The sequence below is a fragment of the Kolteria novifilia genome (genome assembly GCA_007748055.1).
In the GTDB taxonomy this organism is placed as follows: domain Bacteria; phylum Planctomycetota; class Planctomycetia; order Kolteriales; family Kolteriaceae; genus Kolteria; species Kolteria novifilia.
In genome coordinates, this window is sequence record CP036279.1 from 4,264,884 (window position 1) to 4,281,522 (window position 16,639).

Annotated in this window: 6 protein-coding genes; 5 read left to right on the plus strand and 1 reads right to left on the minus strand. The window is 62.7% G+C overall.

The window, feature by feature from the left end; genetic code table 11:
- Positions 1–80 precede the first annotated feature (80 nt).
- Entirely contained in the window at positions 81–1,508 is a 1,428-nt protein-coding gene (locus Pan216_RS15665; RefSeq protein WP_419192582.1) for a type VI secretion system contractile sheath domain-containing protein, read from the minus strand.
- A 627-nt stretch (positions 1,509–2,135) separates the two neighbouring features.
- Between Pan216_RS15665 and tssK the strand changes: the two genes are divergently transcribed.
- The 5 genes from tssK to Pan216_RS15690 all read left to right on the plus strand — a co-directional run bounded on the left by tssK (position 2,136) and on the right by Pan216_RS15690 (position 16,631).
- Complete coding sequence (gene tssK / locus Pan216_RS15670; RefSeq protein ID WP_145259172.1) at positions 2,136–3,563, plus strand: type VI secretion system baseplate subunit TssK; 1,428 nt, start codon at positions 2,136–2,138, stop codon at positions 3,561–3,563.
- Positions 3,564–3,641: 78 nt separating this feature from the next.
- Entirely contained in the window at positions 3,642–4,334 is a 693-nt protein-coding gene (locus tag Pan216_RS15675) for a DotU family type IV/VI secretion system protein (protein WP_145259174.1), read from the plus strand.
- Positions 4,335–4,347: 13 nt separating this feature from the next.
- On the plus strand, positions 4,348–5,931 hold the full coding sequence (locus tag Pan216_RS15680) for a type VI secretion protein IcmF/TssM N-terminal domain-containing protein (RefSeq protein ID WP_145259176.1): 1,584 nt from the start codon (positions 4,348–4,350) through the stop codon (positions 5,929–5,931).
- A 252-nt stretch (positions 5,932–6,183) separates the two neighbouring features.
- Positions 6,184–11,265, plus strand: coding sequence for a hypothetical protein (locus Pan216_RS15685; RefSeq protein WP_145259178.1), 5,082 nt, complete (start codon positions 6,184–6,186; stop codon positions 11,263–11,265).
- 50 nt (positions 11,266–11,315) lie between these two features.
- Positions 11,316–16,631 (plus strand): carboxypeptidase-like regulatory domain-containing protein, encoded by a 5,316-nt coding sequence (locus tag Pan216_RS15690; RefSeq protein WP_145259180.1) that lies wholly within the window; start codon positions 11,316–11,318, stop codon positions 16,629–16,631.
- Positions 16,632–16,639: the final 8 nt, after the last annotated feature.

Genomic DNA, 16,639 nt, shown 5'->3' on the forward strand with positions numbered 1-16,639 from the left:
TGGAACTTTGGACCGGAGGAAACTTCCTCCGGTCTTTTTCTATGCGCTCGCCCGATGCCGGTGTCCCCCAATGCTTCGCCCTACGACCATCTTCCCTTGATTAGACCTCCCGACGAGGCCAGCGAGACAAAACGCTGGATGAGCACCTTGTCCTGGTTTCGCATCGAGTGAATCGGAAGAAGCCCGGCGCCGATCACCCGCTCGGTGGCGCGTTCGGGTAGATAGAGCTCGGCGATGGGCGTCGCCTCGTCGTCGCGAACGTAGTAGGGCAACCCGTCGATCTCCGAACCGATCCCGCCCGAGAAGCGCCAGCCGTGCTCGGCGAAGCCGCGAGCCAAGAGCGTCGCCACCAAGTACGCCCCATTCCCCCACAACAATTCCTCGTGCCCCGGCTCCTTCACGAATTCTTCAAACGTGAAGCTCTCGGTCGGATTCGTCTTCTTCCCGTAGGGAAGGCGGACCAAGTATCGCGGCCAGGTCAACGCCAAGTGCTCGGCGACGCCCCCCTGCCGCAGGAGCGTCCAAGCCTCCCGTGCATCGGCGGAGAGTTCTTCCTTCCAGTCGCTGGCGTCGGGCGTGTTTCCCGGCGAGGGGCAACCGACGAACGCCCCGCTCCCCGCCGCGACGAAGCTCGCCTCGTTGCGCGCCGCGAAGGTCCCCAGGTCCGACAGCAACAGTGCGTCGGCCACGCTCGGCTGAAACTCGTGGAGACCGACGATCAGCGCCCAAGGGTGCCCGCCGGGGATCTCAACGGTCGACTCGACCATCGGCTTGTAGACTTCCGCGTCGCGCGGGTCGTCGCGGCCCGAGAGATCGGCGCGTAGCTCCTCGGGGCCGACATCAAGGAGAAAGAGCTTGAGCGACGCGTCGGTGGCGACCCGCCTGACCAGGAGATCGAGTCCGTACCAGCGCGCTTCCAGCTCCCGAAAGGCCGGATCGTGCAGGAGCGTGCGCATCTGGCCGGCGACCGCGTCGTCGACCGTCGCGAGGAACTTCTCCTGATCGGGCTCGACATGCTGGACGTAAGGCCCGACGATCTCGCCGATGACGCGGGCCCAGTCGGTCTTGGCGGGCGCCGAACTCGGAGTCGGGGCCTCCCCGAGGATGGACTCCAGGACGTTCCCCGTCGGCGCCGGCGTGGGCTCTTGCGGCTTGGGTGCCGATGTCTTCTCGGCGGGAGTCGCCCAGGAGCGGACCTCGTCGGCGGCCGCCGCGAAGGTGTCGTTGTTCTTGAGACGTCGGCGGAGCTGGCGGAGCTTCGCGAAAACTTCGAGCCGGTCGAAGAGCCGATCGGGATGAAAATGGTCGAGTTCGGTCGGGCGGAAGGCCTCCTGGGCGCCCTCGCGGCCGAGCTGGATTGGGATCTCGACCTCCAGCGACGCCATTACCTCGTCGAGGTTGTCGCGATCGACGATGACCGGACGAAGGGGTCTCTTGGACGCCGCTGGCTTGCGATCTCTACCGCTGAAGTCGCCGACGAGGAGTACGTGAAAAGGCTGCGATGCCACGGTTCGGCCTCCGCGAGGTTGGTTGGGACGAGACGAGACCGAGCCTTCCGCGTCCGGCCTCCTGCTTGCAAGCGTATGCCTTCGGCGACTTCCTGTCAGGGAAAACGGCCATCCCGCCCTTAGTTTGGTAACACGACACGCGAAGGGGATCGCGGCGACGCGGCAGGCACTCGGCACGGGCGGCGCCCGGCTCGCGCATTCCCCTGTCCGGGTTTCGACCGCACCGGAAATCGAGGAGTCGGTCCACGAAGTGAGAGGTGATTCGGCGCGGGGTTTTCGGGTTACGCCAGGTGTAGGGACCAAAGTCGTCTCGGGGAGATTCTTCGCTTCCGGTCGGGTTGTCGCGGGGGTTGTGAGTCTCGGTCGCGACTGCTAAGATCTTCAGGGACTACGGGAATCCAGAGCTTCTTCTCCTTGGTTGACGTCGCGAACGAAGCGTGACGGGCGGACTGACGACGGGGCTCGTGATCGCTCGAGCGCGGTGCGGATTTCAAACGTCATGCTGGATTCGCCATTCTCTCGCGGGAGCGTCCGAGGCTGGCGACGCTCTCTGGCGCCAGGCGAACCTTGCCGAGTAACGCTACTTGGCGACGTGCCACCCCACGTCGCGCGGAGGTCCTATTCCCCATGACGGCTCGGAGCGTTCACTGGCACGAAGGGATGTTTCTTCGTCCCCACCATTTCCAGTTGCAGGAACGACACGCCGTCGCGATGGGCCATCGCAACAACAAGTGGAGTGTGCACTACAACTGGGGACTCCGCGAGATCGACATCGATGTCGATTCCCTGGCCAACTTCCGCCTCGTGGTGCGGGGGCTCCAAGCGCGACTGAATGACGGAACGCTCATCTCGGTCCCCGAGGACGGGGTCCTTCCGCAGCTCGACCTCAAGCCGGTCTTCGAATCGAACAACAGCATCACGGTCTTTCTCGGAATCCCCGTGGTGAACCTCGGCCGGGCCAACGTCGCGAGCAACGTCGCCGCCGACGGCGCCCGCTATCTGCTCGACACCCAGCCGCTGGAAGACGAGAACACGGGCGTCAACCCGCAGCAAGTGACGGTCCGCCTGCTCAACCTCAAGCTCTTGCTCTCAACCCAAGATCACACCGGCTACGACGTCCTGCCGATCGCGCGCATCGAGCGTGCCCCCAAGGCGGAAGCGACGCCGGAACTCGACCAAACGTACATCCCCCCCGTTCTCGCCTGCGACGCTTGGCACACGCTGGTCACGGAGATCGTTCATCCGATCTACGATCGCATCGGCAAGAAGATCGAGTTGCTCGCCTCCCAGGTCGTCTCGCGCGGGATCTCGTTCGACAGCCACGCCCAGGGCGATTCGCTCATCTTCGCTCAGTTGCGCGAGCTCAACGAAGCCAGCGCCGTCCTTGGGGTGCTCGGGTTCACCAAGGGAGTCCACCCGCTCGAGATGTACGTCCAACTTTGCCGCATCGTCGGCCAGTTGGCGATCTTCGGCGGCTCGCGGCGGACCCCCGAACTGCCCCGCTACGACCACGACGACTTGGGCTACTGCTTCTACCAAGTGAAAAAGCAGATCGACGCCATGCTGAACATCTTCGTCGAGCCGATCTACAAGGAACGTCAGTTCATCGGGGCCGGCCTTCGGATGCAGGTATCGCTCGAACCGGTGTGGCTCGAGTCGATTTGGCAGATGTATATCGGCGTGCAAAGCGAACTCGACACCGAGGAGTGCATCCGGCTGCTCACCAAGGGTGGCCAACTCGACATGAAGATCGGAAGTTCCGATCGCGTCGACAACATTTTCCGGTTCGGGCAAGCCGGCCTACGCTTCACGCACACGCCACGTCCGCCACGTGCCCTTCCCACGATTCCCGGATTGATTTACTTTCAGATCAATCAGGAGTCGCAGGAAGCCGAGTGGCAAAACGTGCAGAAATCGCTCACGTTGGCGATTCGATTGAACGAAAACCTGATTGCGGGGAACATCCAAGGCCAAAAGGTGCTGACGATCAACACCGGCGGCCAGAACACCACGCTGCAGTTCACGCTCTACGTGGTCCCCAAAGACGCGAAGTAGCCCAATCCCGGTCGGATAGCGCCGGGCGTTCAAGCGGCAGAGGACATGCCGAGCCGACCATGAAGGAAGACCGACGCCATGCGCACGGAACTCGGGGACTTGGTCAACCCCATCATCAATCGAGGCCTCTCGCTTAAGCGGCGCCTCGATCGAGGCGAGAGTCCCGACCTGGAAACGGAGCACGCCGTTCTCAAGGGTCTGCTCCTCTCGGAGATCGAATCCAAACGCTGGATCGACTTCGGAGGGGATGCCTCCGCGACGACCTTCTCCTCCGGCGAGTCAATCGCCGAAGTCTCTCGACCTGGCCCCGAACAGTTTCTCGGGGTTCGCTACGCCCTGGTCTGCTGGCTCGACGAAATGTTCATTCTCGACAGCCCCTGGGGCTCGTCCTGGAACGAACGCAAGCTCGAGGCATCGCTCTACGGCACCAACGACCGGGCTTGGCGATTCTGGGAGCAGGCGCGCCTCGCTGAGTCTCGCCCCGGCACCGACGCCTTGGAGTGCTACTTCCTTTGCGTCGTCCTCGGATTTCGTGGCGAACTGCGCGAACACCCCGATCGACTGCGAAGTTGGATCAGCGCCGGACGGGCCCGCATCGCCAAGAGTCAGCGACGCACCTGGGCCGCGCCCCCGGAAATCGATCCGCCGACGAACGTGCCGCCCCTTCGCGCACGGGATCGTTTGCAGCGCATGGTCGTGATCGCGGGCGCCACGCTCCTACTCGTCATTCCAATCGTCACGTTCATGATCGTCGACCAACTGGGTCGGTAGCGCCGGGAGGGGTATGTTCGCGTTCCTAAAAAGTATCGGGAAGGGAATCGCGTCATTCTTCGGGATGATCCTCGTCCCCTTCAAGAAGGTGGCTCCCGGGGGCCGCTTGCATCCCGTTGTCCGCTGGTTGCTTCACGCCTTGACACTATTGCTGGTGCTTGGCCTCCTGACCCTCGCCAACTACCAGTTCGACCTCGGGCGGGTCTTGCGCGCTCCGACACCCTGGGTCAGGATCTTCTGGCTCCCCCTTCTGTTCCTCCTCTTCTACCTCCTCTGTTGGTCGGGTTGGTGGATCTGGAAGATGTTGAGTCAACAGGAGGAAGAGGTCTCCCAATACCCCGACATCGATCGCGCCTGGGAAGAGGCGGAAATCTCGCTCAACGACGCAGGCATCGATCTGTCGACGGTGCCCATTTTCCTGGTGATCGGCAAGCCCCGCGGTTCCGAGGAAGCCCTCTTCTCCAGCGCGGATATCGACTGGACCGTCAACCAGGTGCCGCGCCGACCCGACTCGCCCATTTATGTCTACGGCAGCCCCGAAGCGATCTTCGTCACCTGCGCGGACAACTCCCTGCTCGGGCGACAGGCAAGCCTGCTGGAAGAGACCGAGAGACGACTGCGTTCGAAGCGAGCAATGGAAGCGGTTCCCATCTCGGCCGAGGAAGCAACCGACATGGACCAGCGTTCCCAACGCTCCTCGTCGGGCCGCTCCAGCGATTCGACCACCGCTTCCGCCAGCACTTCCTCGATGGCCGCGGCCCGTTTGCGAGCCGGGCGAACCCCTCGGCTATTGAACATGACCGAGGAAGTCGAACTGCTCACCGCTCGTCTCCGGCACACGCTTCGCGTGATCCAGCGTGCCCGCGATCCGTTTTGCCCGCTCAACGGTATTCTGCTGCTGATCCCATTCGCGGCGATCGACTCGGACGAAAGCGCCCAGCAGACCGGGGCGATCATTCGTCGGGACCTCTCATCGGTGCGAAGCGTCTTACAGATTCACTGTCCCCTCTTCGCGCTGCTATGCGATCTGGAAACGGCGCCAGGTTTCGCCGACTTTATCTCCAGCATCCCGACGGAGTTGCGGCAACGGCCAATGGGCCGCGACTTTCCCCTCCTGCCCGACATCGAGCGTGAGGCGATTCCGCGCATGATCAACAGCGGGGTCGAGTGGCTCTGCCAAGACTTGATGCGAACGGCCGTCTACAAGCTCTTCCGCGTCGAGGGCTCCGGACGCGAGGATCCGATGCGGATCATGCTGCACAACACGCGTCTGTTCGTGCTGATGTACGCTCTGGTCGAGCGCCAAGCCCGTCTCTCCCGCGTGCTGACGCGAGCCACCGCCTCGGAATCGCGCGGTCCGATCCTTTTTGGAGGCATCTACCTAGCCGGCACGGGGCGCGATCCCCACGAGCGGGCGTTCATTCCCGGCGTCTTCCGCCTGTTGGTCGAAAACCAGAACTATGTCTCTTGGACCGCGGAAGCCAACGACCTGGAAAAAACTCTAAACCGCTACACACGGATGGGTTACATCGGCATGACGGTCCTGATCGCCATCATGATCATCATCTGCACGAGCTATTGGCAGCGTCTGTATTGACCCCGATGCCGAGCCCTTGACGATCGCTCGCCGGCAACTCGCATTGCCCATCTTCCGGATTCATGTAGTGTTGAGGCGCGTCGGCCGCGGCCAACGACAGAACGGAAGACGTGGCCGGTAGTTACCGAGACACGATTGGCGGCTTTCGGCTCCCGATGGGCTCGCGTCATCGACCCGCCAGCGATTCGACCCGTCAGTTCCGGCGACGCATCATGAGTCGGCTAGTGAATGCCGCTTCGAGACGAGGAAGTCATGGATAACACCAACCCGGGCAAGGCGACACCTTCATGGCGTCCCGAACCTCAAGAAACGCCGGTCGAAGAGGAGTCGACGTGGTCACCGGAGTGGCGTCGGGAGCCGGAAATGCCCATCCGGGCACGTCGGCGTCGGACGCGACTGCTCAAGGTGGGTGCCTTTTGCCTCTTCTTCGGGGTGACGCTCGGCGTTTGGATCTGGGTACTCCTCTGGTACGTCCCCCTACAGTCCTCTTCGATCGTTCTGGTCGGAACCGCCTACGAGAAGAACCTTGAACTGCCTCCCAACACCTACGGGATGCAAACGCTCGTCGACATCCTGGGCCAACCTCTCCTCGAACAACGTTTTCTCTTCAAGAATGTCGGCGTCGAGAAACTTGGCAACGAGGTTCGCCCCTTCCGCGTCGATGTCGACTGGGCCGACGGGATCGAGGTGGTCAAGACGCCGACGCTGATCGTCTACTTTTCCGCTCACGGCGGGGCGGACCAGGAGGGAGCCTACCTCCTTCCGCAGGACGCGCGTATCGCCAACACGAGTGAAGACCGCGTTCGCATGCGGAGTGTCATCCAACGTCTTGGAAAACTTCCGAAGAGTCTCAATAAAATTCTCGTGCTCGACGTGACCGACTTGGAGGTCTACTGGCCCCTGGGCATGCTCACCAACCAGTTCGCCCGCGAGTTGGAAGCGATCAATCAAGAGATCGTCGACGTTCCCAATCTCGTCGTCCTTTGCGCTAGTGGCATCGATGAACGCTCCTGGGCGAGCCCCGAATGGCGCCAGACGGTCTACGGCCACTTCTTTCTCGACGGGCTGCGGGGGGCTGGCGACAAGGACAGAAATGGTCGCGTTTCCGTCGCCGAACTGCACACGTTTCTCCAACAAGAGGTCTCGTCCTGGGTGAGAACCAATCGGGGCGCGACTCAGACTCCCATGCTTCTGCCCCTCGGACGCGAGGGAACATTCCGCGCCGAGTCGATTCAACTCGCGGAGGTGCCCGAGAAGTTCGAGAGCGAGACGGCAAAGGATCCTCCACGAACGACGATCCCGCCGGAACTGAACACCGCCTGGCAGAAGTACGAGCAACTCGCAAAGAGCATCCCACCTCCATCGACCCACTCGCCCGAACTGTGGGAACAGTACCTCTTCGTACTGCTGCGCTTCGACGAACTCATGCGCCAAGGAGCGACCGAACAGGCAGCAAATCTGTCGGTCGAACTCGACGACCTCGAGCAAGACCTGTCGCAGGCTCGCCAGATCCAACTCAGCTCGCTCCAGAACAGCCTTCAGATGCCCGTGATCGCCGGACAATCGGTGGCCGGTTCCAGCGACGACTTGAACTCGTGGAACAAACTCTGGAGCGCCGCGCCCAAAGACGTGTCGAAGGTTTGGGCGTCGATTCAGAAGCCCTGGCAGAACTTAAGTGATGAAGAACAGCGGCTACGGCGTTTGGTCTTCTTCCAGTACCTGGTCAAACAGGCCGAGCAGCTTCCCTCCTCGAACATCAAGAAGGCGGCGGGACTGGCCCAATTGATGAGGGATCCGCGGTTCCCTCTCCCCGCGGAAGTCAACTACCTGCTCATGCTCAGTCGCGGCAGCGACCTACCGTTCGACAAGATTCCGGCCCAGTACGCCTCCTTGCCGGAGAAGTCGATCGAAATCGGGCAACTGGGCGAACAGGCCGCCCTGGGCGTCGGCTCCTCCCCCTTCCCCTACAGTGGTCGAATTCAGGGAGCGATTCGTCCCTTGATCGACGCCGCCGACTCGAAACGGCGTCTCGCCCAGGACTTGCTCTTCACGCCGACCGAGGACAACTACGCCTCGGCGAGCAAGTTGATGACCGTGGCGCAGCAGGGATATGAAGGCGCCCTCAAGCGAGCGGAGACGATTCAAGCGGCGATCCAATTGCGCGATCAAGTGATGCCGATCCTTCCCTACTTCTCCCAATGGGTCGCGGGCCGCCAGATCCCCAACGTCACCCAAGCCCGGCCTCAGAACGAGAAGCTGGTGAAGATGACCTCCCTCTGGCATGACACGCACGAGCTGATGTCCCTGGTGAACCAAGCGACGCGCATCTTCCCCGACGCGTCGGAGTCGTCGGCCAGCAACGAAACGACGCTCCTTTCAAAACTCGCCGAACAGACGGCGCGCGTCTCCTCGGGCTACCAGAGCGTGGCGAACGACTACGCGACCTTTCTGCAAAGCGTCTCCGACTCACAATCCCCCACCGTCTGGCGGGATCTCGAGAACGCGCTGCGGGTTCCCTATCCCGATGCCTCATTGCGTCTCAAAATCATCCAACAACAACAACAGGTTTCGCGCAACTTCCTGCTGGCCGAGACCGCCACCGAGACCCTACCGGCGATGCCGACCGCCTCGGAGAAACGCTCCCTCGCGACCCAGTACGCCTACCGGCAGGGGAAAATGGCGCTCGAGGTCATTGGCCAGGAACTCTTCGACTCGACGACCGCTCAAGGCGTCGAGACCTACGACCAAGTCCAGCATCGGCTCGCGACGTTCGAAGTCGATCGGGAGTGGTGGGACTCGATCATGGCGGTTGGCGACCAGGAGGCCCTGCGCTGGCTGCAACTGCCTACGACCATCAACAACCTCTGCCGGACGTCCAAGACCGAGAAGTCGGTCCAAGTGACGGAAGATCTCCAGCAGGCCGACTCGTTGGCGCGGCAGCTCGATGGGGTCGGTTCGTTCGCGTTGACCGAGAGTCCCGGGGAGATCATTCGGCGCGATCTGATCACCGAGCTGATGCTGTGGCTCTCGGAACGCACCTACTTGGACCACTGGTTCGCGTACGACCCCACCGCGGAACCCTACTACCGCTTCGCGGGATTGATCTATCTCGACGACGCTTGGCGACTGGCGATCAGCCAATCGCAGCGCGACGAGATCCAGAAGCAACAGAGTCGCCTCAACGCTCCCGGGACGCTCACCATCGAAGGCCCCGCCGTCTTCAACCTAACGAGCCAACTCAGTTTCATGCTCGACTACTCGATCGCCCCCTCGCGCAGCGCGAGTGTGCCCGAGGGCTACGTCACCCTCTGGCCCGTATCGGGGGAGAACATCGACTTGACGCTGCCGCAATCGCTGCAGCGGCTGATCCGGCAACACATCCCGAATAAGAAGCCGGCGATCCTGAGCTGCACCGCTCAATCGCCGCTCGTGGTCGACGCCGAGAAGGCCCCCGGCCCGAAGACGGCGATGTCGACGAACACTTCCATCACCATCGAGGGGCTCTACCGCGGCCAACAGATCAAGCAATCGACCAGTGTCGACATCTTTCCCCTGGCGGATATCTACCAGCGTCGCATCAATGCTCCACAAAACGCGACCCTCGCGGTCCGCGCCGCCGGACCGATCTACGAACAGTTCGGCGCGAGCAACGCCGCGGTCTCGATCATCGTCGATTGCTCGGGGAGCATGGCCCCCTCGAGCGGCGTCTACGACTCGAGCACCAAGTACGTCGAGGCGACCACCGCGCTCGGCCAAGTCCTCTCGAACCTGGCGAAGGGAACCCAGGTAAGTCTTTGGGTCTTCGGCCAAGCGGTCGGCCCCGAGAAGACCGTCCCGCCGGAACAGACGATTCAGCGAATTTACGGGCCGGCGAAATGGGATCCCGCCAACCTCTCGAAGGTGATGGCCGAGGTCTCCTACCCCAAATTGCAGCCGTGGAATGAATCTCCCATCGTCGCCAGCATGGTCGCCGCGAAGAACGACTTGGTCCGAATCCCCGGCTTCAAGACGATGATCGTGATCACCGACGGCATGGACAATCGCTTCGCCAACGACACGACCCTCAATCCCGGCGGGTTGGACATCTCCGCGTTTCTCTACGAATCCTTTCAGAACACCGGCATCGAAGTCAACATGATCGGCTTCAAGGTCGTCAACACCGAGGAATCCCAGGCAAAACGACAGTTCGACGTGATCCAGGACTTCCCCCTTCCTGGGCGGTGGTATTCGGTCAGCCAAGCCGCCGACCTCGTCGGAGCGCTCGACCAAGCGATGCGGCAGGAGCTGCGGTACTGGGTGCTCACGCCCGATGGCGCCCTGGCGCCGGGATGTCCCGAGGAGGGATTGCGGGCCAGTTCCCTCGGCCAACCGATCTCCTGGTATCCCCAAGGACTCGCTCCGGGTGTCTACCAAGTTCGGGTCAAGACCGACCAGCTTCTCCAGAAGGAAATCGCCCTCAATCGCGGCGACCTGCTGCTCATCGACTTGGTCCCATCCCCCAACGGCATCGAGTTCGAACGCGCGGTCTACTCGCAAGAGGAGTTTCCTTGGAAGCCAAACGCCGAGGCGGCCGGCTGGCGCATGGCGGTGCTGCAGAATCAACTCCTCGACCAAGGCCAAGCGGAGATGCTCCTGACACTCGAGGACACCAAGGACCGCGCCCGGCAACTCGTCCTCGAGCAGGTCCGTCCCCAACGCGTCTGGTTCGACGTTCAAACAAAGCCCGAGAGCAGCAATCCCTTCTCGCTCGCGTGGCGCATGCAGACCGGCTACCCCGCTCCGGCCTTTACCCTGAGCGTGCCGCATTGGCCAACGCTTCCGGGGACCACGGCGCCGGTTCAGCCTCTCTTAAGCGCGTGGTGGACTCCCAATCAAGCGACGCCGCCGTCGGTGACGCTGATTCGCGGCAGCGACTTCGACAACTACCGTGGGATCGTGGCCCGACGCGTCGAGGTCGACAACGATCTCATCGAGATCGAGAGCGTCAACGTCGAGGACCACTTCGTCGAGACGACTCCAGGCAAGTTCCAGAAGACGACCTGCTTGGTCGTCCGCGTCTCCTACGCCGCCAACCGCCCCGTCTGGGCGCGACTCAGCGGGCTGGGAACCACCGGCTTCGAACACCGCTACTACACCACCGTCAACCAATACACGGGTCTCTTCTGGCCGACGACCGCGGACCAGGTCGAGGAACAACTCCGGGCCTTGAGCCTCGTCTCCCTCGACGAGTTCAAACGCGAGGCGAAGCTACGCGGCTTCACACTCTCGCTCGACAAGCTTCAGGCCCCCGATCCGAACAGTGTGCGGCCGGTGCCGCCGGTCAAACTCGATTAACGCACGTGCTGGCCATTGGCCCACCGCCAAACTCCTAGGAGGCCCGAACGATGGCGGAGCAGCCCCCGTCTCCACCCGCCTCGGAAGGCGATCAAAACCCGGAAGAGAAGTCGAGCGAGGAAACCTCCGCCTCGACACCGGCGGTCGCTCCGGTTCGCTCGATCTGGCGCGAGCGCGCGATCGCGCAACTGCACGTCGATCCGAAGACCGCTCGCAAGCGCCGCATCTTCGGTCTGTTGGCGACCAGCGCCGTCCTCATCGGCATGATGGCCGGGATGCTCTACTGGCTGCGGCCAGTACCCAGGCCTCACTTCATTCCGCTGTGGGTCACTCACTACGATAGCCCTCTGCTCCCCGACAACCCCTTCGGACAGCTCGACCGCGACGCGATTCAACAGGGCATGTTCTTTCCCGAAACGAGCGACGTCGAGTTCGAATCGGAGAGCGCCTTCGCCTTTCGCCGCAAGCTCACCGATCTTAGCCAGATCGACGCGATGGCCGGCGTCGTCGTCTACGTGTCGGCCTTTACGATCACCGGTCCCAAGGGGGACCTCTACATCATGCCGCGCGACTTCCGGCATGCCGACATCAGTTCGCGCGTCGCTCTCAAGGAGATCCTCGACGCCCTCAAGAAGTGTCCGGCCCAAGGGAAGCTGCTCGTCCTGGACATCATGAAGCCGATCGGCGACTTTCGCGTCGGCGACCTGGTGGAGGACGCGGGATTGCTCGTCCAAGACGAACTAAAGAAGGTTCCCGACCCGACCCGGCTGGTACTCCTGTCCTGTTCACCGGGACAAACCGCGCTCGTGTCCCAATCGCAACGTCGAAGCGTCTTCTCCTACTACTTCGAGGAAGGGCTTCGCGGTTGGGCCGACCTCTACAACGAGTCGCAATCCGCCGACGGTTTGGTCTCGGTCAAGGAAATCGGCGCCTTCGTTCAGGCGCGCGTCGATCGCTGGGCTAGTTCCGTGCGCGGCAAGCGTCAAACGCCACAGATGATCGGCTCCGGGGACGACTTCATGCTTGTCGCCGTCCCCTATGGCGAACCTCCGGCGATGGCTCCGCTGCCCAACGCGACTCAATTGGCGGCCGTCCAAGCCAAACGCTACCCGGACCCTCAGTCGGCCAAGAGTTCCGCGGATTCCAAGAACGGCTCCTCGAGCGCCTCGGACTCGAAGAATGGCTCGTCCTCCAAGAGCGCCTCGTCGAAGTCCGATTCCAAGAGTGGCGCCACGTCCCCCAAGAGCTCCGCCTCCCAGAAGGACGCCAAGGGCAAGACACCCGCCAAACCCAAGCTCACTCCCGAGGAACAGAAGCAACAAGAGGCCAAACAGAAAGCCGAGGCCGAAGAGAAGGCGCTCGTCGATCGCGTCTTTCCTCCAGTTCCCTACCCGACTTGGCTCAGCGGCGGCTGGACGCTGCTCGACCAATGGCAACGCGAGTCGGTGATCAAGGCTTCCCCCTGGACCTTCCGCCAACTCTCCGCCACCCTTCTTCAGGCCGAGCGCAACTGGCGAAACGGTTCCGACGTCACCCAACTTCAGAAGCGGGTCATCGAAGCGACGACTCGTCTACACTCGCAGATGAACGCCCTCGCCAACATTCCGCGACCAACGCCCCGCTCCCTGACCCAAGCCAAGAACGTCGGCGCGACGCCAGACCCCACGATCGATGACGCGGTCACGAAACTGATCGACCAATGGAACTCCGACAAGCAAAGCCTGAAACCGGACGCCTTCACCCAAGCCGCCGACAAACTCGTCAGCGATTTCGTGAAGAAGTACGGCAACGCCGACACCTTCGCGCTTTCGTGGGCCATCTTTCAAGCCGCCCTCGCGGACACGTCTCCCACCCCCGATCGCCTGAACCTCTACGTTAGCCTGCTCAACCTTCAGGGAGCACCGCCTCAGTACGTCGAGACGCTTCGCCTTGTCCAGCTCGCTCATGCCTCCGCGGCGTACGCTCCCAACACTTGGCCGACGGGGGTCGCACACAACATCCTGCAGCTCTCGGACTACCACACCTCCGCCACCGCCTATCCGCGCTCCTTCCAATGGATCGAGCCGATGTTGTCGGTGACGGTACAGAAAGAGCACGACGGCTTGGCCCTCTTCTTCGCGCCTCTCTATGCGCCGGCGCCCCAGGCGGAGCCGATCCTCAAGAGCGTCGACGAGTCGTACCAAGTCATCCTCTACCGCAGCCAGGTCGTGCAATCCTGCTGGCAGAACCTCGACGACGCGATGGTGTCGATCTCGGCGTATGCCATTCCCCCGGGACAGCTGACGGCGCGGAAGGGAGATTGGCAGACCGCCGCGACGACCGCCGAGAAGCTCTTCGGCATGATGGCCAGTCGCCCAAGCGCCGCGGCCCTCTCGGCCGACGAACTGCTTCGTCAGGAACTCGACGAGGTGATCCCCCTTTCCGGAGATCTGGGGCAAGCCCTCACTTCGCTCCAGGCCAATTCGGACTCCGACGTCGTCGAACGGTTCGCGAACCAAATGCGCACCGGCCGTGGCACGGGCGATTCGATCGGCATGGTCCTGCTTCGCCTCGAAACGCCCTTTATCGCCTCCGCTCAGCGCGTCGACCTCTGGAACTCGTTGCTTATCGACGAACAGCGCGCCGTCTTGACGGTTCTCCGCCAGGATGAACGTGAGAACCAGGATATGCTCATCACCAACCCGCAGTCGGTCTCGAGCGATCAAACGCAGCAAGCGGTCCAGTCCTTCAAGGAGGCCGCCAAGCAGAAGGCGAACAAGGCGGTGACCCTGCTTCAGGTGGGCAACGCCACGCCCCAGGTCATCAATGAAGTCAACGCGCTGATCAAGCTCGCCGGTCGCCGGGGCGCTTCCCCCGCTCTCTGGGGAGCCGTCAGTTCGTACCTGAACGAAGTCTGGACCGAGAAGCTTCTCGATCAGTTCGACAGCTCCAAGTCACCCAACGAGAAGGTGCGTCTGACCGCGATCCTCAATCCTCTCCAACGGATTCCCGAACTCGAGAGTCCCACGACCGACCCGCTCTACCAAATGCGAGCCAGCGCCGCGCGAAAACTATGGGAGTGGCTCGCCAGGACCAGCCAGTACTTCAGTACCGACGCCTACACGAACGTCGCGAGGATCTTTTTCTCTTCCGCCTCTCAGGACTTCCTCCTCGGGGGCATTCTTCCCAACAGCACCCAGGTCTCGATCCAACCGGTTCTCGTGAAGACATCGCCCGATCAGCAGTCGGTGACGTACGACTTCAATGTCACCCTTCGGTTGCCTCCCAAAGAGAAGCCGAAGATCTCCTTCGCTCCCACGAGCGCCAGCGGCACCGGTCTCGACTTGAGCGTTCCCGAGAAGGCGGTCGAAGCGCTCGCCGCCCAGACATCCGCCCTGCGCCAAGCGACGATCCCCGTCACCGCGACCCTCAGTCCCGGCAGTTCCGGATTGCCCACGACCTCTCCCGTCGGCTTCATGGGAGTCTTGACCGTGGGAAGCCGCACCTACCATCAGTTGGTCAGCTTCCCCGACCCGTCGCCCTTTCGGATCGATCAGGTCGAGATCCTCCTGGCGCAAGGGGCGACCGAACCCACGGGCTTGATGAACGATCTCCGACTGCGTCCGATCGGAAAGCCGGTACCGCTCTACCTGTACATCGCCAACCCGAGCAGCCAGGACCGCAACCTGACGGTCCAACTGACCGCCGGCGACGTTGTCGCGAGCGCCAAGTTGGCGGTGAAAGGGAACCAAACCGGGAAAGTGACCTTCCCGCCCCCCGCGGCGTCTCCGGCTCCCGCGGCCCCCTCCGGAGCCGCTCCCAAAGCCGACGCGGGAGCCAAGAGGGAACCATCGCTTCCGTCGCTCTCGGGCCCCATCGTCGTGACCGTCCTCGACGACGGCACCAAGCCGCCCAAGGAGATTGCGACCCGAACGTTCCAGTCCTCGATCGCGAAACCGAGCGACTACACGACCGTCACCAGCATCCTTTACTCGCCAATCTCGCCCCCGCGTCAGCAGTCGAATCGGCTCAGCGTCGGCATCGCCGCCAATCGGTCCCTGACCAACCCTCCCGCTTCGGTCGAGATGGTCTTCCCCGCGAAACAGATTCCGGGATTCCGGGCCGCGCTGCGCGGGACGATGCGCGGCGACTTGCCCATCGACGGAACGGCGCTGCAACTCTTCGCTTCGGACATCGAGTTCTCGACGGCCGCTCCGGTGTCGGGACCGGTCTACCTCAATGTCGACGGCCAACAGCGAGCCTACATTTTCACGACGACGTTCGATCGTTTCGGTCCCCCGACGACGCCGCAACTCGATCTCACCCCCGCCATCCGCATCGACGCGCCTCGGATTTCGCGGGCGGGCGCGACCTTCGCGATGCGACTGGAAGTCGACAACGCTCCCCCGAACGCGACCGTCAGCGTGCGACTCGGCCGGCGCGTCGGAGCGACGTACGTCACCGATTTGCTTCAGAACTTCATGACCGCCAAGAACGAGGTGGTCGGCTTTTCCCCCTACGGCAAGAAAGGAGCCCTCGAGTTCGAGGCCTCGATCAACGACTGGAAACCGGTCCTCAACACGTCGAACATCCTCGGGCGACGAACCCTTGTCGCCGAGCTGATCGACAAGGACCAGCAAGTGGTCGCGCGCGACTTCTGGGACGTGATCCTCGACAACGTTCCCCCCGAGCAAGTCGCGTTTCTCAACCCGCCGTTGATCGCCAACCCTGGTCAGGTCCTGCGGTTCAACGCGATCGGCACCGACAATGTCTCGGGCATCATCAAAGCGAACTTCTTCTTCGGCAAGCCGGTCAAGGGAGCCTTGCCGCCCAAGGTCGCGACCATCCCCGGAGCGCCCCTCAACGCCTCATACACCCTCTGGGCGGCGGATCTACAGATCAGCGATCAAGCCAAGGGGGCAATCGATGTGAGCGTCGAGTTGGTCAACGCGGTGGGGTTGAGCACGTTCGCCTCGACCACACTCAAGGTCATCCCGAAGGGGCAAGTCGACCCCAGCAACATTACGGGCAAAGTCGTCGAAGGCGCCTTGGGACAACCGGGACTCACCGTCGATCTGTTCGATCTCAACCCGAAGACGGGAGCGGCGGCCGCCGCCGCCGCGGCCAAGTCGGCCTCAAGCACCGCGAAGGGTAAGGACGCCTCCAAGGAGCCTCCCAAACCGACCGCGACCACCAAGACGAAGCCGGACGGGACCTTCTCCTTCGAGAAACTCAAGCCGGGCAAGTACAAGCTCACGACGTCGAAACCCGCGAGCGGCCGCAAGGCCGAAGCGCTGGTCGATCTCCCTCCCGGCAAGACGGTCAACGTGGTGCTCAGCCTCTTGTTGAATCCACCAACGCTGCCGAGTTCGTCGGCGTCACCCTGACGAGCTAG